Genomic DNA, 18102 nt, shown 5'->3' with positions numbered 1-18102 from the left:
TTATGACTTACATTATTTGAATAGCCAAACTTTGCTGGTTCGCTTGCTGTTTGCCCTTTTGATGCTGATGGCTGTCGACCATTTGTTTGATTTGAGAGACGCACGAGCCACAGTTAGTACCGCATTTGAGTTTGTTTTGAAGTTGGGTCACTGACGTGCAGTCTTGTTTCTCCATCGCGTCATGTATTTGTTTATCGGTAACGCGGAAACAGCTACAAACCAGTTTGGCACTGCTTTGCGATTGAGTGATGGTAAGCAGTTGCGATAGCTCCATCGGCTTGCCAATCAAGCCGGTAAAGTTGGTGTAGTCGGTTTGAATCGGTTCACTAGACACCACCAAAACAGAGCGAATGATACGCACGTCTCCAACAAGGTCATAGTCCACCGCTAGCCAACCTTGGGCAATATCTATCGTAATTCTGCGGCTCTTTTCCGTTCGACAAAAACTCTGCTTCTTTGGTCGCTTATCATGTGCAAAGCGCCAAATGCCCAAATTGCTTTCTGCTTGAAATGCGCTGTAGAGAAATTTAACGGAATCAAACTGTGTACCGATGAACATACCGTAGGTTTTGACCGCGGCGTCTTGCACTTCAACATAAGACGACTTAAATGCAGGCTGCCCTGAAATAGGGTCTTTTGCGCTGTTTACTATCGCATTAACACTGCTTTCACCGCCATATCGACCCGCCCAGTGCATTGACATAAACAGCTCCTGAAAACCCAAACCTTCATCAATGGCAACTTTGGCATAAATACCGGTGTTTGAAGCAGGCTGAAACAGCTTGGTGAGCTGTCCTGCTTTTAAGCGATTTTGAGTGGCAGAGAGCGTGTTCATGTACACGGTTGGTTCTAACTCTGAGGCGGCAAGGTGGGCGATATGCCCTGTGCGCGTCATGGTATGCCATTGGTCACGTTGCCTGCCCGTATTGAGCCACCAGCCTTTTGTTCTTTCTAAGCGCGTTGGAGATTCACTGGTCACGACAAAACGCGCTTTTCCATCTGGGTGTGAATAGACGCCATCAGCAAAAGGGCGCTCTCCTCCCCATTGTGTCGGCACCCACTCTTCGTATTCTTGCTCGGTTAAGTTGGCGTATTGAGAAAGATCTAGCTTCAATGGCGAATCTGCATTCATGCCTGTCATCGTGGCATATTCCCTGAATACCGCCCGCTCAGAAGTAAACGCAAAGCCATTTTGTGTCTTTTCCAATGCACACAGAGCTTGCCCGACTTGGCTTATCGTCCACCAATCTGATTTTGCTTCACCCGGAGGCGTTTGAAACTGGCGCTGCCTTGAAAGTCGACGCTCAGAATTGGTCACCATGCCTTGCTTCTCCCCCCAGCCAGCGGCGGGTAGCAATAGGTCCGCGTAATGCGCTACATCCGAATCCGCTGTGATATCGGAAACAATCACAAACGGACAAATCTCTAGTGCACGTTTTACCAATTGGTTATCTGGCAAAGAGACAACAGGATTGGTAGCCATAATCCACAGAACTTTAATCTCACCACGTTCTACCGCCTCAAACAGTTCAACGGCTTTTAAACCGGGCTGAGTGGCAATTTCTGGTGAATCCCAGAACGCCTGCACTTGTTTGATAGACTCTGCGTCAAAAGCACGATGAACCGCTAACTGGTTTGCCAATCCACCGACTTCTCGCCCACCCATCGCATTGGGCTGACCTGTAATAGAAAACGGCCCACAACCTGACTTGGCAATTTTACCTGTCGCCAAGTGTGCATTAATAATGGCATTGCCTTTATCGACACCATTTTCGGCTTGGTTAACCCCTTGGCAAAACAGCGTGATTGCGGTTGGGCTTTGCGCAAACCATTGGAAGAATGTCGTGAGTTTTTCCTCTGAAATGCCAATGGAAGACGTTAGATTAGCGACACTGTAACGTAAATCAGAAGCTTCTTCTGCAAGCGCATCAAACCCGTCGGTATAAGAATTTATGTATTCAGAATCAATGCATTGCTGTTCAATAAGAAACTTGAGCAGCCCATTGAAGAGTGACACATCACCATCATTTTTAATCGGTAGATGCAAATCAGCTTGCTGCGCGGTGACCGTTTCACGCGGGTCAATGACCACCAGCTTGAGGTTAGGATTGCTTTCTCTCGCTTGTTGAATACGTCGGAATAAAACAGGATGCGTCCAAGCGGTATTAGCACCGCAAATTATCAATAGCTCAGTCTTATCAATATCGTCGTAATTGACGGGAACGACATCTTCACCAAATGCTCGTACATGAGCCGCAACCGCCGAAGACATACACAAACGGGAGTTCGTATCGATGTTTGCGCTGCCAACATAGCCTTTCATGAGTTTGTTGGCGACATAGTAGTCTTCCGTCAACAACTGGCCTGACACGTACATCGCGACGGATTCCGGTCCAAACTCTGCTTTCGCTTGATGAATCTTTTCTGCAATCAGATCCGTGGCTTGTTGCCATTGCACTTCTTGCCCTTGAGGTCGCTGCTTGGTGACAAGCTTTGGATACAGCAAGCGCGAAGGCATATTCAAGCTCTCTGCCAACGCGACACCCTTTACGCACAGTGAGCCCGCATTTGCAGGATGACACGCATCCCCAACGATTCCTTTCGCATTGACCTCGACACCACATCCAACACCACAATAGGGACAAGTGGTTTTTTTGCATCCTTGCGACATAACACCTCCAGTGCGATTCAGCCCAACTTACTAGCAAAAAAAAGCCTCTCCCGAATCGAGAGAGGCAGCAATGCCTTTAACGCTGTTAGTACATTTTCAAAAAGTAATACCCTATACCGCTCTCGCCTGCTATTAAGAGCGGCGCATCGAGTTATCGATGAACGTTTATGTAAAGCAAGTGAGGTGCCAATATTAAAAACCTTTACTATACAACGGGTTACATTAAAACCAATTATAGCAACATAATGCTACGCACTGATTGTGTGCAAATTTCGATCATTATCGTGCAGTATTACTTTACTAATTCCATGACTAACCTGGATTCTTCGTCACCAAAATAATGCGCTTCTTCTTCTAACGTTTTAAAGCCAAGGGAGAGGTATAAAGACAATGCAGGTTGGTTCTTAGGATCGACAGTCAATTTCACGCTTGAGCCTAACGTCAACGGCGCAATAACGTTTTCAAGGAGGGAACGCGCAATACCTTTACCTCTATGTTGAATATCGACGGCCAATGACATGATCCAATATTGATGTGCATTTGTGCTAGTCGTTAGCAATATATACCCTGCGACCTGCTCTCCCTCTTTTGCTACCAGTAAGCTCTCTCCCCAACAATCAAAAGCTTGCCGAAAGAAAAATTGAGGATAGGCGTGTTCTCCAAATAAAGTATTTTCGAGCTTATATATGGCAAATAAGTCCTCTTTTTGCGCAGACAAGATGTCCATTCAATGACTCCTTCTTTAACATGAATGGCAGCAGTATACCTAAATCTCATCTAAATGACGGGACACAAACATCTCAATTAAGTGCTTAAGAAATGTAATATTCTTCCTGAAAATTAGGCCTAACTCACTTAGAACATACATCCGTGATTAAGTTTTAACCACAAAATCAAAAACCACACAAGATGAAAATTTCAACACATACAACCATTAAACAAATTAAATTTAAGAACTTTATTCTGGTTTATTGAAAAATTCATAGTTGGATAATTTACAACCACCCCAAATTCACAGCATTATTCACCAAGCTTAGCGTGTGATAATAAACACTAAAACCTTTACCATTTTCAGCATTATTATTTTTATAAAAGCGAGTTTTAAAGTGAAAGAATCTCGAAATGCCTTAAATCCTAGTGAAATAAACACAACCACAGCTTGGTCAAAACATGATACACATTGGGTTCTTAGCCTATTTGGAACAGCCGTTGGCGCAGGCATCCTGTTTCTGCCAATTAACCTTGGGATTGGTGGTTTTTGGCCTTTAGTCGCGATGGCAGTACTTGCTTTTCCAATGACCTATCTTGCGCACCGTGGCTTAGCTCGTTTTGTACTATCTTCTAAGATCAAAAACGCAGACTTCACTGATGTAGTGGAAGAGCACTTCGGCGCAAAAGCAGGCCGTTCTATTTCACTACTGTATTTTCTTTCGATCTTCCCGATCCTGTTGATATATGGTGTTGGAATAACAAACACAGTAGATAGCTTCATGGTAAATCAGGCTGATATGGCTTCTTTACCTAGACCTTTGCTTTCTGGCGTACTAGTGTTTGCACTAATTGCTATTATGATGGCGGGTGAAAAAGTAATGCTACGGGCCTTTGCCATTATGGTGTTCCCACTTGTTGCCATTCTTGCCTTTCTATCATTTTACTTAATACCGAACTGGACCATGCCTGTCATGGATGTGCCAGAAGCATCAGCTTTTGCTAGCACTATGTGGTTAGCAGTTCCTGTGGTGATTTTCTCGTTTAGTCACGCAGCTGCAATTTCAAGCTTTGCAAATGTACAACGTCGCCATTACGGTAAGCAGGCAGATGCCAAATCCGAAGTTATTCTTCGCCGCACTAGCATCATGCTGATTGCCTTTGTTCTTATTTTTGTATTTTCCTGTGTGCTAACACTGTCACCTGAACAATTGGCTCAAGCAAAAGAACAAAACGTATCCGTATTGTCTTACCTAGCGAACGCAACCGATAATCCATTTATTGCAACACTTGGTCCTTTAGTAGCGTTTGTTGCTATCACTTCATCTTTCCTTGGGCATTTTTTAGGTGCGCGTGAAAGCTTAAATGGTTTAATTACCAAGCATTTTAACCTATCTGAGAAGCGTGTTGATCGTATCAGCGTGGCAGCACTGTTCTTCTCAATCTGGGCGGCGGCGATCATGAACCCAAGTATTCTTGGTATGATGGAAGCATTGTCAGGGCCTGTTATTGCAATGATCTTATTTATTATGCCAATGTTAGCGGTGTATAAAATCGAGGCGATGAAACAATATCGAGGAAATGTCTCTACTTACTTTGTTCTAGCAGCAGGCATTGTGGCGGTAAGTGCATTAATTTTTAGCTTCTTCAGCTAATAACTAAAGACTAGCTTGGATTTTCAGGGGAATACCTTACACAAGGTTAAGGTGATTCCCTGAATTTTCTTACTCTTTAAAAGGTAATCATCGTTACCCTTGACTCTTAAATAAGAGCGAAAACACCCGCAATCATAAGTACTGAAGCGATGCAGGTACGGCCGATAATGCCGAAGTGCGAAGGTTGAATCATTTCATTATGCATAGTTAATCTCCTATTTATTATAAAAGCCATTTTTTATTGGCTTAATAACACTATGTCTAATATCCAGTTTTTTAACAACCCATACAAACATTAAATATTTATGACAGAAACGTAATTTTTTACACTTCGCCCTGATTTTGAGCGATGAATCCGCGGCTTAAATCATTAGATTGAGTCCACCGAATATGCTCACTTACCTTCCATCGTTACCCTACCTATGCCATCTTCCAATCATTACATAAGTTTTCAATAGATTTTGTTTTTATAAATCATAATATTATAGAGATCCTTCTCGTCTCTCACTCCCAAAACACTTTGCCATTGAGAATCCATCCGCACTTAACCAACAAGAAATGGTAGACTTAACTGGTATTCGGTTAAGAGATCAGATTTTATTAATACGCTCATGCACTTCTCAATTAAAACCCTGGCTTGCGCACTTTGTACTGCACTTGGACTTTTCTTGCATCCGACTAACGTACTGGCGAGTACCGAAAAGCAAGCTTATCTGGAAGAACACATTTCAGCAGAAAGCAAGCCCATGTTAAAACTCTACTTTCGCTCGATGGGTAAGCCGCGATCAATTCAAAAAGATGAGTTAAATGCGCCACAGAATGCATCAGCGGAGTCTCTTGCTCTGTATTACTTTGCACGAAAGTACCTTAAGCGTTACGAAGGCGTTCCATTACCGAAAGATATGCCCGATTTAATCGAATTCGGTAAAAAGCACCATTTGGAATGGGTCGTCGCTGAAGCACAGCTCAATAAGGCTGTAACAATGATTGAGCAAGACGATAACTGGAACGCAGAATTGTTACTCCATGACGTTGTTTCTACAGCCCGTGATCTTGGTTATCTAGCATTAGAAGGCCGTGCTTACCGCTGGTTAGGCAATCTAGAAGTATCTCGAAATCAACTACGCAGTGGCCTAAAATATTATCGCAATGCCTATGAGTTATTAGAAAAAACAGTGTTTGAAATACAAGTCGCGATGACACTGAACAACATTGGGACGGTCTACATCGACGCATCAGATTGGGCTCGGGCCAACAGTTACCTAACGCAAGCTCTCGACACTTACCTAGAGAGCGAATATCAATACGATAATAGCTTTTTTATGGGGGTTATCTACGCAAACCTTAGCATCGTTCACTCGAGCCTCGGAGATAACAAAAAAGCGGAATATTATTTCAATGAAGCCATTCGACTTTCAATGCAAACGGGGTCGGACACAGTCAAGCACCACTCTTTATCCAGCTTTTCACAAATGTTGAGCTCGGTAGGAAAAATTGATGATGCATTAATGGTCGCACAACGTTGCGTAGACCTGCCCATTCCAAAAAATCTAGAAATGCTAAAAACGTCTTGTTACGAGGCATTTGCAGAGGCTTACCTCGCAAACAAACAATACGATAAAGCTATTACAACAGCGCTTAACGTTCTAGAACAAACCAAATCAACCAGTGAATTAGAGCTGCGTCAGCGTATTGATATGCTTTCGGTACTGGTAAACGCTCATCAAATTCTTAATGACTATGAAGCTGCTTTTCATTATTTAACCCAATTAAGAGAGCTAGAGGCTGAGTTTTCTCATCATATTCATGGTGAAGAGATGATTAACATTAAGTTTGACCTCGAAGCTAAGTTAGCCCAGAAAGAACTCAAATTGCTAGAAACAAAAAATGCGCTACAAGCCTCTGAACTGCGTTCACAGCGCTATCGAGAAATGTTCTACTTTATCGCTATTGCGGCAATTGGAGTCGTTGGTTTTCGTTACGTACTGCGCGTTAGACGTATTAATAAAGCACTCACTCAAGAAAATACTACCGATCCATTAACTCAACTGCATAACCGTCGCTATCTTCACATTTGGTTGGACAAAATGGCTCGTAGAAGCCCAGATAGAACATTTGCCTTAGCCGTTTTAGATGTCGATCATTTTAAAACCTTTAATGATCAATATGGACACGATATTGGCGATAAAATGCTGACTCATATTGCCACGCTATTTAATGAATCCACCCGCTCTGGTGACCTACTCATTCGTTGGGGTGGAGAAGAGTTTGTCCTATTATTCGAAGTACAGCGAGTTGAAGATTGCGCTAAGTTTTTGGAGCGATTGAGATATACTGTTGAAAACACACCATTGGTGGTTGACTCTAAACCATTAAGCGCGACAATTTCCCTTGGAGCAGTGGACAAACTGTCGGCACAAACAATTAAACAAGAATGGGATCAGTGGTTTTTCTTGGCAGACCAAGCTTTGTATGATGCGAAGCAAGCTGGCAGAAACCAGTTCATCATTCACCCTACATCATAAAAAAGCACACATGGAAAAAAATCTAATCATTATTACTTTTGCGCCTCTATTTCTTATGGCGTGCAGTAATCAGCAAGCATCTCAACTGGGAATGCGCAGCAGCAGTGTCAACGTATATGCCCAGCAAATGAGTAACACTCAACTATGTGAAACTCTCTACTACAACCGTGCAACTAACCAAACCAAAGTGGCGATTGGTGCTGAGTTCAATCGACGTGGATTAAACAAAAAGTGGTGTGATAAAGAATTCGATAAGTTGTACATTAAAAAATGGATTGATAACGTGCTGCCTAAGGAAAAAGCCGAACCTAAAAAACCAATGGCAACTATTCAACCCGCTTCAACTAAATAACTCCTCTCTTGAAGCAGACGGTACACTCGTATTTTCTGCTTTTCACTTTTCATGCATGTTCGATACGACATATAAAAACCTCATAGTTTCAGCAAATTAACAAAGACTTATGTTGTCCATCGAACTTTTAATGTAAACAAGTTGTAAATGGTTTTCGTCCTTATTCTTTGTCGTTAGCTTTGTTTGTTCCTGTTAGCGGAATATGAAACAGGAACTAAAAAATTCCAAACAAAGACATGAGGTCAAAAATGGAAATACGCATTAATCGCCTATTTGCTGCTATGTTGGCAGTAGGCATTGCACCTGCCGTCTCGGCGTTTGATCCACTCTATTCTGAACAATGGCACTTAGACAACACGGGGCAAACTGCGTTTGCGGCTAATCCTGCTGTTGCTGGGAACGACTTAAACACTAAGCTCACTCAGGCAATGGGGATTGCAGGTGTTGGTGTGAAAGTTGCCGTTATTGATTCTGGAGTGCAGATCGATCACCCCGACCTTGCAGGTAATATAGTTACAGGTAGCAGAAACTTCGTCGAAGACTCTTCATTCCCACCAAGTTATCCGGTTGATACTAATGGTCATGGCACTGCTGTAGCCGGTTTGATTAGCGCCGTCGGCAACAACGGTGAAGGCGGACGCGGTGTCGCTTCTCTCTCTTCCCTCATCGGTTTTAACTGGTTAGCCAACCAGACATTAGAAGGCTGGTTAATCTCCCATGGCATGGACCCAGCAACACGTGATGTTCGCGTATTTAACCAAAGTTACGGTTTCAGCCCTATAAACCCGATTACTTTTGATGAAAGCGACCCTCAACTAAAACTTGAAATGGACGTGATGAAAAACGTCAGCGAGAGTAACGCCTGGGGTCGAGGTGCTGTATTTGTAAAGTCAGCAGGTAATGGTTACCGTTATTTCAATGCAGGGCGATTCTTCGTATTGCCAAGTAACTTCTTTGCTGGTGGAGACAATCAAGGCTTACCGATGCACAACTCTGCTCAGTCTTATGATAACGCCAATTACTTCAATTTAGTCACTAGTGCACTACGAGCGGATGGTACGCGAGCGAGTTACTCATCGGTGGGTTCGAACGTGTGGGTTGCAGCACCAGCAGGTGAATATGGGCAAGATTTCCCTGCTATGGTCACCACTGATTTAATGGGTTGTGAAGAAGGGCAAAATACCAGTGATGGCCTTGGCATTAATGGGTTACACGGCGGAACGGAGCTCGATCCGAACTGTAACTATACCAGTACGATGAACGGAACCTCATCGGCTGCGCCGAACACATCGGGTGCCATCGCGGCAATCATGTCAACCAACCACGCACTTTCTGCTCGTGATGTACGTGCTTTACTAGCGGAGACAGCAAAAGTAACGGATAAAGCGCATCCAGGCGTACAGCTTGAATTTACTAACCATAAAGGTGAACAGGTTAGCTACGAGGCAATTGCCCCTTGGCAAAAAAACGCAGCAGGCGTAGATTTCCATACTTTTTATGGCTTCGGCGCTGTAGATTTAGATGAAGCGATGCAACGTGCTCGCATGACGAATCGTGTTTTGCCAACTCAAGTCATTACGCCATGGGTTAATAACGCTACAGAAGTAAGTGTACCCGATGCAAGTCTAGTTGGTGGTTCTTCAAGTATCGCCATTGCCGATGAGCTGACAGTAGAATCCGTTCAAGTGACATTGACACTGGACCACGCTCGTCTGCCCGACTTAGCTATCGAGCTCATTTCGCCATCAGGGACTCGTTCCGTTTTGCAAACACCGCGCAATGGTCTTGTTGGTCAATCTCTTGATTCATCGATTACTGGCTACAAAGATCAATTAATGTTGTCTAACCAATTTTATGGCGAAGATGCAAAAGGCGAATGGACGTTGCGAGCAATAGATACGAACGGCGATGAAGTCTATTCTTACATTGCATATTTCAACTCTTCCACCATCTATGACGTTCCGATGGCAAACAACGCTCAGCCCGGTGTTATTAAGAACTGGTCGATGCGCATATTTGGACACTAAGGAGTCAATAACATGAAATACAAATCATTTTCTATGCTGGCTCTCGTTATCATGACGTCGAGTGTATACGCTGAGCAACAGCTCTCTCAACAGCCTGCACCAGAACTGTTTGTGCCATCAGAAGCGGTTGAGATTAATGGCCAAGATTATCGAAAAGTGCAAACTGGCACTATTAGAACCCTATCTGAAGACGTAAAACTTCAAGCGGGTGATGAGGTGTTTAAGAATGCGTTTAGTAACGTATCCAAAGCCACTGGACTGGTTTATATCACCGTAAACAATCCTAACGAAGCGAAAGCAGTCGCCAAAGAGTTAAAATTAGAAGTTATCTTCGCAGAGGGGGAATCAGCGGTGTTAAAAGCATCTCAAGATCAAGATCTGCTAAGTATTAGCGACTACCTAAACGCAGACAGCCGGGTAAAAGCGTCTAAAATTGAACTAAACAGCGGTAAATACCGTGCACAATAATTCTCTAACAAGAGAAGTTGGCCTGTAAAACCATGCCTCAGCGATTGCTGAGGCATTTTTATGGGTAGGAACAGATAGGCTATTATTCTTTAATAACATTTCGCATAACCAGTATGATACCTAAACACCCTACTCGCCTGCGCCTGTCATTTCTTAAACAAAATAATTTCCGTTCTTAGCTCTTCTTCCGTGGTTTCCTTCGGGCTATTCAGATAGCGTTCGATTCCTAAAGGACTGGTTTTGACTTTCATACCACTCTGACGAACCAAGTTCATCGCTAAAGCCCATGCATTTCCCAAAAACTGATATTCACCTCGGTGTTCAACGACAAATGTTTCACTCTCAGGAATGGTACCGGTAACCGCCCCTTGAGGCGCTGGTACTGAGTTATGAAGAGGAAAGCAAGTGATAAACTCGAATGTACCTTTCTGCATATCCATCGACTGGTAATAACAAAACAATTCACCATTCACGGATAGGGTTTCGTCACTAATTAACTGTTCTAGTTGCTGAACATGCTTCTCAATTACCGAACCTAATTCCTGCAAGCTAGCCACACCCTTGATCCCAATGTAATGAATTTGAGGCAACGTTCGGTTACCTATTTCGACTAAGTCTGAATGCACTCTTCCGGTTTCAAGCTTACTTTTGAGCATGCGTAACCCACGTTGATAATCCATCTCTATCATCGACTTAAACATACTTTTCAGAAAGAACAGATACCAAGGGACGCGAGATTGCATTTGCCATTCGACTAAACAGCCATTTTGTGACGGCGTCACGATTAGAGTCACCTTTCCATGGCTCTTGATTGGGCGAAAGAAATGTAGCTCCATATCTAATCGATGCTCTTGAGTACTTTCCAGTACAATCGCGCCAGTCCCAATACGCTGACCATTCCATTGATAACCAGCTCCAACGTGGCCCTGATTATCACTGAATGTCAGCTCGCAGCTTGGTTCAAGAATGATCCATGGTGACCAGCTGGGCCAGTGTTTGAAGTTCTTGAGATAGCCAATAATTTCACTTTGATTCTTATTAATTTCAATACTTCGGCTGACCTGATAAGAGAGCATAACGGTTCCTCGAGTTTCCGCTTCACTAACTTCAGTCTAATTCAAATTCCAGTTTTTTCTTGTTTGACTGCGGGTTAGATGCGTACGACAAGAAAAAGCCAGAGCGTTAAGTCTCACTTGAATCAATACGCACAAAGCTAAGAGCAGAACTCCACTTTTGCACTAAATCGAACACCATCATCGTCCAGTACTAACGCCCACCCCATCCGTTCACATATTCGTTGTACGATAACAAGCCCACAACCATAACCAGCGTTGTACGTCTCGTTGCCATCGTGACGGTTTAGGATCTTAAGCGCATGACCTTTCAACTCAATTTCAATATCTCCCACACTATAGCTAAAGGCGTTTTTAATCAGATTGTTGATTACAATGGTCACAAAACTCTCCGGTGCATTCACGACACCACTATGTTGTTCGTGCAAAGCGTAGTTCGAATCTTGCTTGGCAAATAAAGGAGCCAGCTCTTCCATTTGTTTTTGTAAACAAGTAAGAAGCTGATGCTCTCCGTAATGTTGAGGCTCTATTTTCTCTTTACCAAGTAAGAGAAACGCTTCTGTCAGTACACGCATCTCGTCACAAGCTGACTGCATCCTCGTGATGGCTTTTTGCGCAACTCGAGGTTGATCAGGAAGACGCGTCAGAATGTCTGTTGAGCCTTTAATCACCATGATTGGCGTTCTCAACTCATGCGATGCAAAACGGCTAAATTCTTGTTCTCGTTTGAAGTAGCCCGCGATATCGTTCTTATTATCCAGCAAAGTCTGCTCTATCTGGCGTGTTTCGCTGAACTTAGTTTCAACTTGGAAAGCGGGTTGATCCGGTGACATTTGGCTAATTTTGTCTTCAATTTGCGCTAATGGCCGAGACAATATTCGCACCATGTAAATGCCATACCCAACCATGACAAATGAAAACAAACCACCGAGCAGCAGCGTAAACTGATGCAGCGAGCTTTCGTATTCGTCCAAGTAATCATCTGAGTCATCTTGAAATACAATGTACATAAGCCCCTTCCCTGAGGGATGGTTCAATACAACAAAGTGTTTATCTTCTTCACCAAGCAGGTATTCGTAAAAACCAGGTGAAGTAAAAGAGAGCAACCAATCCGGTGTCGGAGCTTCACTCCAATATGAGTTGAACTCCAATACGTTTGGCAATGGCGCATCCCAGCCCTGTTTCTCGAAATTCTCACTATAAAGCGCAGCTTCAGTATCGAGCCAGTGATGTAAACTCAGCACTTCCAGTTTGTTTTCTGCCACATAAATCAGCGACCAAAAAAGAGTAAACATCACAAACGTCATGACCCCAAAACCCCAACGGATCTTGCGATAAATGCTTGGATATTCGTTATGCTTTAAGTCGGTAACCTTGTCCATGAATAGTCTCTAATCGTGATTCTTCAAAACCTTTGTCTAGTGCGGTTCTTAAACCATAAATATGGCTACGAAGTGCATCACTTCCCGGTGGTTCGTCTCCCCACACACTATCGATCACTTCTGTGCGCGAGACCGCTGCTGGAGCACGTTGGAGGAGCAATTTTAAAATTTTAGTTTGAATTCGACTCAGCTTAATTTCTTTGTCTTTTCTCGTTACTTTTCCTGTACGCGCATCTAAACAAATATCTGCAAATTTGAGCGTTCCGATATCTTGTCTTGGACCACGATTAGCCAAAGCATGAACACGCAAACTGAGCTCTTCCATCGCAAATGGCTTCATTAAATAGTCATCTCCCCCCGCTTTAAAAGCCGCGATTTTGTCATCTAGCGTATCTTTTGCCGTTAGGAAGAGAATTGGCGTTCCACATAACTTATCTTGTCGAAGCTTCTGTACCGTACTGATGCCATCGAGCTTCGGCATCATGATATCCATGATAATTACATCGTAATGATTTTCCTCGATTAACTTAATCGCAGCCTCTCCATGAAACGCACAATCGATAATCATGCCTTCGAGCTCAAGATAGTCTGCAATCGTCTCCGAGACGTTATGGTTGTCATCTACAATTAAAATTTTCATAAAATCACATTTCTTCACGATCTCTTCACGATATGCCCAATAAGATACAGGCAATTTCCTAAACTCGCTCGTAAATTGAGGTTAATACAATGAAAAAACTCGCTCTTATTTCTGTAGTAGGTTTGGCATTGTCTGGTTGTGGTGGTTCAGGTGGTGGCAGCAATAGCGATAGCACACCAACTCAACCAACAGTGAAACCAAGTGTAGCGATGGGCTCTGTTGAAGCGGTCAACGCTGAAGAAAGCACGTTAACCGTCAATGGACATACGTATCGTGTGTCTGAGGTGGTTTATGACGACACACAAGTGCAATTGGCCGATGTAAAACCCAAAATGGTGGTTCGCGTGGGGTCAGATATTCGGCAAGCTTCGGACAATGGCGTCCGAGTCACACTTGAACCAACCATTACAGGACGTGTCACAGCGATTGATCATGTGAAGAAAGCATTCACGGTAAACGGCATAGAGCTGCAGTTTGACGATTTAAGTGATGATATAGAAGTCAACGACTGGGTGATGGTGTCATCATTGCCAACTGCTGATGCGGGTTATCGAGTGTTGTCTGTGGTCGAACTCGACGTAGATAACGATTACCCAGTACTTGATAACGACTACGAACTGGAAGGCCGTATTACCAGTATCGATGAAAATGCTGGAACATTTAAGTTACGTGGAAAAGTAACGGTGGCATATAACAACGTTAACCAGCTTAGCATTGGTCAATGGATTGAAGCCGAAGGTGAAATGCAAAACGGTATCTTCATGGCACATGAGGTAGAAGTTGAAGACTACGACGATCTAAAAAATGACAGCGATGTGGAAGGTATCGTGACTTGGGTTGCCAAGGATTATAGTGAGTTCTCTCTAAACTACCGAGGAGCCTTCTTCATTGATAACGCAACACGCTTTGAGGATGGTAGCAAAGCTAATCTAGAACAAGGTCAAGAAGTAGAAGTGACCTCTGTGATGAAAAATGGCAAACGCACCGCTACCGTCATCGAATTTGAGCGGTCGGAGTTTGACAATGACAACCAATGGCGAGGTAAAGAGTTTGAATGTGAAGGCTATGTATCAAACTACGATGCTGATTCAAGAGCATTTAAAATCGAGCATTGTGAGAATGATGCTGATCAAGTACTAAGTAATACCACCGTTGTGATTGATGCGCAAACACGCTTCCAAGGCATTGAAGAACTTAACCTAAATGGTGCTCGTGTCGAAGTCGAAGGTGTGATCATTAACGACCAAAATATTGCCCGTGAAGTGGAGTTAGACGTTTACGACAACTAATCCCTTCTACGCTTAAGAAAAAGTGTCACTTCGGTGGCACTTTTTCTTTTCACCTTACTTTGCTTCCCAAGCTCAAACCAACAAATTCTCAGTCAAAGCCTTTTCTCTCCGTTACACTTTACCTATGTTTCACAACATTGGTGACGAATATGAAAAAACGCAACCTCATTTTGTTAATCTTGTTTTTTGGTTCAGCCACGAGCTTAGCTAGCGTTATGGATCCTGACTGCGATGCAGAAAAGGCAGCTAAAGCCGCTGCGACAAAAGCCGTGGTTGGTGTTGGGGGTCGCTGTACGCCTAAAGAGGCACTGAAAGATACCGCAGTTGATGCAGGAAAAGACAAATTGCCAGATGAAGGGATGGCGGGTAAAGCTGTTGATGCAATGACACCGGAAAAAGAGAAGAAAACGGTGAAAGACGTAACCAAAAAGCTCAATAAAGATTGATACGCTTTCTTGTAGTTAACTTTAATAGCGAAACTCCCCCCTCCCAAAAAAAAAGAGCGCCGATTGACGCTCTTTCCGAACTCTAATAGATAACCAATTATGCGGTTTCTGCTTCACCTATCCAATGATAATGGTGGTTGGCTTTTTTCCCCACTAAACCGAGCTCTGCCAATTCTTCAAATACCTTGTCTACCTCTTCCGCAGACAGCCTAAACTGTTTAGCAACGGCTTTTTTGGTGCACGTAATTTGATGCGTTTTAAGTGCATCGCTAACTTGCTCTAACAAGGTTTTCGGTTCCTTTGGTTCTTCTGGCTCCGGCGCAGCTGGTATTTCTTGCTCTTCTTCCTCTTTTATATGAGGAAGATAACCCGCAGGCGCTGGGTCTATATCGCGAACTGTTTTCAATATCATGCCCTCATTTCTGCGATAGAAATATCGGAACCGTTGCTCTTCACCAATCAAGCCAACAAAAAATGCAGCAAAGAAGTCCAAAAGAATCGAAAGAAATACAACCAAGCCAAGCTGAGCTTGCTGAGAGGTGGTACCAAATGCGTTGGCTAGGCTATCAATCAAACCAATCACTGAGCCTTGCGTAACCGGCGGTAAACTATCACGCTCCATAGCCAAGCGTTGCTGCTCTTCACGTAAGGTTTTGTTTTGATCCTGAATGCGAGTTACACCAGTCGCGATACGCTCCATCTCGATGTATTTCTGCGCTGCCATATTGTTGAGCTCAATCTGCTTATCGATTGCCGCAATCTGACGATTAAACGCTTCCACTTTCGCCTGCTCTACCGAAATATGACTTTGTGCACTATTGGTTGCACTATTAATCCCACCAATACTACCGCCAATGGAAATCGCAGCTAAAACTAAATAAAACACGAGAGCGGTTGCTGCTCCTGTGTAGTTGCGATGGGCTCGGCGCTCACCGTATTCATACCAAGCGTAAAATTTACCCGCTTCAAAAATGATCGCTAAACCACCAAATAAGGTTTGCATCATCGGGTTTTCGTCGATAGACAAAAATAGCAATAGAGAAAAAATAGTCGATGCTAAAATCGCAGCACCGGTGAATGCATATACACTCACCATGGCAAATCGACCTTTAGGGTATCGATATCCAATCTGTTGTTCGTATTTCATTTGAGAAATTTCTTAAGATTAATCGCCCCTCCGACTAAGTAGGACGGACGTTTCTGGCATGTACAAAGGAGCGCAGAATACCGTATCCTTTATTAAATTACTGTCATAATTCCGTTAATGGAAAACAAGTGAAGATTCGGTGTGCATTTTGAATCGATATCAGCCAAATCTAGCACGTAAAAACACCACCACGACACCCACTAACCGAAGCTTCAGTGACATATAAGAGAGATTAATTCGGTATCTTCAGAAGCGACTAAGCAAGACTGACAAGTTGAATTGGAGGTTGTGAATGTCAGCCGAATCAAGACATTAAAGCGTTAAAAATAGGCAACAAAACAAATAATGCACACTTGCATCACCTTTTAGTAAACTGATAATTACATTGTTTGGTTAATTTGTTAGTATCCCGCGCCGAAGAAGATAAGCACTCAATTGTATGGAAAACACTCTAATACAGCACAAACACCATCGCTTGCACGCTATTGCGGTTATTATCGCGGTGTTGTTTCAGTTGTATTTAGCGTCCACAGCCGCTCTTAATCCTACACAAGTTCACAGCACAACTTGGCTCAACAAAGTCCAAAGTGAAAAGGTTTTACTGTGTACCGCAGATGGTTTCAAATGGGTGGATATCAATACGTTGATTGAGGCTAACGCTCAATCTTCTTCTAAGCTCATCCAAGATCTTAACTTACACGACGGCTTTCAGTTTGAATGTCCGCTTCTTCAAGCTGTTCAATTCTTTCTTCTGGTTGCGATTGGGCTTTACCTGACAACCATCCATTGGCTGCGCCGAGTAAAGTATGCACTGACGACTTATCATTTTTCAAAATGCGATAAGTTCGTTTACAAACACATCGCGCCTAAGCACTCTCCGCCGAGTGTTTTTCCTGCCTAACAGGCATCTAATCATTGACAACTTTATTCAAAAATAACGATGACTCTGTTTGTTGTCCATTCAGAGAAGCTATTCATTCAAAAGGAAAAACACATGCTTAAATCATTTAAAACCGCCGCTATCGCGCTTATTGCTGTCATCGCTAGCCCACTGAGTTTAGCGCACGATTATGAAGCAGGAAAAATTCATATCGACCATCCATGGAGCCGCGAAGCGCCACCAAACGCACCTGTTATCGGTGGTTTTTTTCAATTAACCAACCACGGTGACAGTGAAGATGCATTGATCGCAGCAGAAAGCCCAATCGCAGGGCATGTCGAAATTCACACGCATAAGAAAGAAGATGGTGTGATGAAAATGATTAAGATTGACGAAGTGCGCGTTCCAGCCAATGACTCAGTGTTGTTTAAGCCAGGCAGCTTCCATTTAATGATTTTCAATCCAACACAAACTCTTAAAGAGGGTGACCGCTTCCCTATGACTTTAACCTTTAAAAACGCAGGTAAGGTTGAAGTGGAAATGGCGGTTGAGAAACAAGGCCACATGGAAAAACACATGCATCATTAATGACGCAAACAAAAGTGCCCGCTGATTTAGCGGGCATTTTTATCTCAGCTTAGTCAAAATCATTATCCAACAGGTCCTAACTCGACTCTTCAGAACAATGGTGATAAATAACGCTTGGCGAAACGGCGTCATATATCATAACAGCGTGCTCGGGCAAGAGATTCTAAATCACGCTCGTTCCTCGCTATTCAGAATGACCTTGAAAGACTTAAGATCCTAAAAAGGTTCCCTACCCGCTTAAAACTCAACCT

The 18102-nt window shown here is 43.3% G+C and carries 15 protein-coding genes; 9 read left to right on the top strand and 6 right to left on the bottom strand.

Features of this window, described 5'->3' with window-relative positions; genetic code table 11:
* Nucleotides 1-7: 7 nt before the first annotated feature.
* Together R7P35_RS03210 and R7P35_RS03205 are read right to left on the bottom strand one after the other, a co-directional pair.
* Complete coding sequence (locus R7P35_RS03210; protein WP_213904515.1) at nucleotides 8-2671, bottom strand: nitrate reductase; 2664 nt, start codon at nucleotides 2669-2671, stop codon at nucleotides 8-10.
* Nucleotides 2672-2963: 292 nt separating this feature from the next.
* Nucleotides 2964-3398 (bottom strand): GNAT family N-acetyltransferase, encoded by a 435-nt coding sequence (locus R7P35_RS03205; RefSeq protein ID WP_005375870.1) that lies wholly within the window; start codon nucleotides 3396-3398, stop codon nucleotides 2964-2966.
* 379 nt (nucleotides 3399-3777) lie between these two features.
* Here R7P35_RS03205 and R7P35_RS03200 point away from each other — a divergent pair, with 379 nt between their 5' ends.
* The 5 genes from R7P35_RS03200 (at nucleotide 3778) to R7P35_RS03180 (ending at nucleotide 10406) form a co-directional block, all read left to right on the top strand.
* On the top strand, nucleotides 3778-5034 hold the full coding sequence (locus tag R7P35_RS03200; protein WP_005375868.1) for an aromatic amino acid transport family protein: 1257 nt from the start codon (nucleotides 3778-3780) through the stop codon (nucleotides 5032-5034).
* 611 nt (nucleotides 5035-5645) lie between these two features.
* Nucleotides 5646-7559, top strand: a complete 1914-nt coding sequence (locus tag R7P35_RS03195) for a tetratricopeptide repeat-containing diguanylate cyclase (protein ID WP_005375864.1) — start codon at nucleotides 5646-5648, stop codon at nucleotides 7557-7559.
* Nucleotides 7560-7569: 10 nt separating this feature from the next.
* Nucleotides 7570-7911: a hypothetical protein gene (locus tag R7P35_RS03190; protein WP_005375861.1), complete on the top strand. Its 342-nt coding sequence runs from the start codon at nucleotides 7570-7572 to the stop codon at nucleotides 7909-7911.
* A gap of 248 nt (nucleotides 7912-8159) precedes the next feature.
* The gene (locus tag R7P35_RS03185; RefSeq protein WP_017820240.1) at nucleotides 8160-9938 is read left to right on the top strand and encodes a S8 family peptidase; all 1779 of its coding nucleotides are present in this window, start codon (nucleotides 8160-8162) and stop codon (nucleotides 9936-9938) included.
* A gap of 12 nt (nucleotides 9939-9950) precedes the next feature.
* Nucleotides 9951-10406, top strand: a complete 456-nt coding sequence (locus R7P35_RS03180; RefSeq protein WP_005375850.1) for a hypothetical protein — start codon at nucleotides 9951-9953, stop codon at nucleotides 10404-10406.
* A 146-nt stretch (nucleotides 10407-10552) separates the two neighbouring features.
* Here R7P35_RS03180 and R7P35_RS03175 read toward each other — a convergent pair whose 3' ends face one another.
* The 3 genes from R7P35_RS03175 to R7P35_RS03165 all read right to left on the bottom strand — a co-directional run bounded on the left by R7P35_RS03175 (nucleotide 10553) and on the right by R7P35_RS03165 (nucleotide 13501).
* The gene (locus R7P35_RS03175; protein ID WP_005375849.1) at nucleotides 10553-11482 is read right to left on the bottom strand and encodes an SRPBCC family protein; all 930 of its coding nucleotides are present in this window, start codon (nucleotides 11480-11482) and stop codon (nucleotides 10553-10555) included.
* A gap of 137 nt (nucleotides 11483-11619) precedes the next feature.
* Nucleotides 11620-12861: a sensor histidine kinase gene (locus R7P35_RS03170; RefSeq protein ID WP_158155235.1), complete on the bottom strand. Its 1242-nt coding sequence runs from the start codon at nucleotides 12859-12861 to the stop codon at nucleotides 11620-11622.
* A complete protein-coding gene (locus R7P35_RS03165) occupies nucleotides 12833-13501 on the bottom strand; it encodes a response regulator transcription factor (RefSeq protein WP_025767686.1) in 669 nt (222 codons plus the stop codon). The genes R7P35_RS03170 and R7P35_RS03165 overlap by 29 nt, the downstream gene beginning before the upstream one ends.
* Before the next feature lie 89 nt (nucleotides 13502-13590).
* On the opposite strand from R7P35_RS03165, the gene R7P35_RS03160 reads away from it, so the two are divergent.
* Together R7P35_RS03160 and R7P35_RS03155 are read left to right on the top strand one after the other, a co-directional pair.
* Nucleotides 13591-14790: a DUF5666 domain-containing protein gene (locus R7P35_RS03160; RefSeq protein ID WP_042521046.1), complete on the top strand. Its 1200-nt coding sequence runs from the start codon at nucleotides 13591-13593 to the stop codon at nucleotides 14788-14790.
* Between the two features lie 149 nt (nucleotides 14791-14939).
* Entirely contained in the window at nucleotides 14940-15236 is a 297-nt protein-coding gene (locus R7P35_RS03155; protein WP_017634219.1) for a hypothetical protein, read from the top strand.
* Between the two features lie 97 nt (nucleotides 15237-15333).
* Here R7P35_RS03155 and R7P35_RS03150 read toward each other — a convergent pair whose 3' ends face one another.
* Nucleotides 15334-16383 carry a hypothetical protein gene (locus R7P35_RS03150; RefSeq protein WP_017634220.1) on the bottom strand — a complete coding sequence of 350 codons (1050 nt, stop codon included), beginning with the start codon at nucleotides 16381-16383 and terminating at the stop codon, nucleotides 15334-15336.
* A 439-nt stretch (nucleotides 16384-16822) separates the two neighbouring features.
* Between R7P35_RS03150 and R7P35_RS03145 the strand changes: the two genes are divergently transcribed.
* Both R7P35_RS03145 and R7P35_RS03140 read left to right on the top strand, forming a co-directional pair.
* Entirely contained in the window at nucleotides 16823-17284 is a 462-nt protein-coding gene (locus R7P35_RS03145; RefSeq protein ID WP_005375842.1) for a hypothetical protein, read from the top strand.
* 93 nt (nucleotides 17285-17377) lie between these two features.
* Nucleotides 17378-17851 carry a copper chaperone PCu(A)C gene (locus tag R7P35_RS03140; protein WP_042521048.1) on the top strand — a complete coding sequence of 158 codons (474 nt, stop codon included), beginning with the start codon at nucleotides 17378-17380 and terminating at the stop codon, nucleotides 17849-17851.
* Nucleotides 17852-18102 lie beyond the last annotated feature (251 nt).

The sequence above is a fragment of the Vibrio sp. Vb0304 genome (assembly GCF_033338995.1).
Lineage (GTDB): Bacteria > Pseudomonadota > Gammaproteobacteria > Enterobacterales > Vibrionaceae > Vibrio > Vibrio alginolyticus.
This window is presented reverse-complemented; position numbering and strand designations above follow the sequence as displayed.

Coding starts and splice junctions, on each gene's coding strand:
- R7P35_RS03170 (WP_158155235.1), bottom strand. CDS start 12,861: ATGGACAAGGTTACCGACTTAAAGCATAACGAATATCCAAGCATTTAT.
- R7P35_RS03165 (WP_025767686.1), bottom strand. CDS start 13,501: ATGAAAATTTTAATTGTAGATGACAACCATAACGTCTCGGAGACGATT.
- R7P35_RS03190 (WP_005375861.1), top strand. CDS start 7,570: ATGGAAAAAAATCTAATCATTATTACTTTTGCGCCTCTATTTCTTATG.
- R7P35_RS03180 (WP_005375850.1), top strand. CDS start 9,951: ATGAAATACAAATCATTTTCTATGCTGGCTCTCGTTATCATGACGTCG.
- R7P35_RS03175 (WP_005375849.1), bottom strand. CDS start 11,482: ATGCTCTCTTATCAGGTCAGCCGAAGTATTGAAATTAATAAGAATCAA.
- R7P35_RS03195 (WP_005375864.1), top strand. CDS start 5,646: ATGCACTTCTCAATTAAAACCCTGGCTTGCGCACTTTGTACTGCACTT.
- R7P35_RS03155 (WP_017634219.1), top strand. CDS start 14,940: ATGAAAAAACGCAACCTCATTTTGTTAATCTTGTTTTTTGGTTCAGCC.
- R7P35_RS03150 (WP_017634220.1), bottom strand. CDS start 16,383: ATGAAATACGAACAACAGATTGGATATCGATACCCTAAAGGTCGATTT.
- R7P35_RS03140 (WP_042521048.1), top strand. CDS start 17,378: ATGCTTAAATCATTTAAAACCGCCGCTATCGCGCTTATTGCTGTCATC.
- R7P35_RS03205 (WP_005375870.1), bottom strand. CDS start 3,398: ATGGACATCTTGTCTGCGCAAAAAGAGGACTTATTTGCCATATATAAG.
- R7P35_RS03145 (WP_005375842.1), top strand. CDS start 16,823: ATGGAAAACACTCTAATACAGCACAAACACCATCGCTTGCACGCTATT.
- R7P35_RS03210 (WP_213904515.1), bottom strand. CDS start 2,671: ATGTCGCAAGGATGCAAAAAAACCACTTGTCCCTATTGTGGTGTTGGA.
- R7P35_RS03185 (WP_017820240.1), top strand. CDS start 8,160: ATGGAAATACGCATTAATCGCCTATTTGCTGCTATGTTGGCAGTAGGC.
- R7P35_RS03160 (WP_042521046.1), top strand. CDS start 13,591: ATGAAAAAACTCGCTCTTATTTCTGTAGTAGGTTTGGCATTGTCTGGT.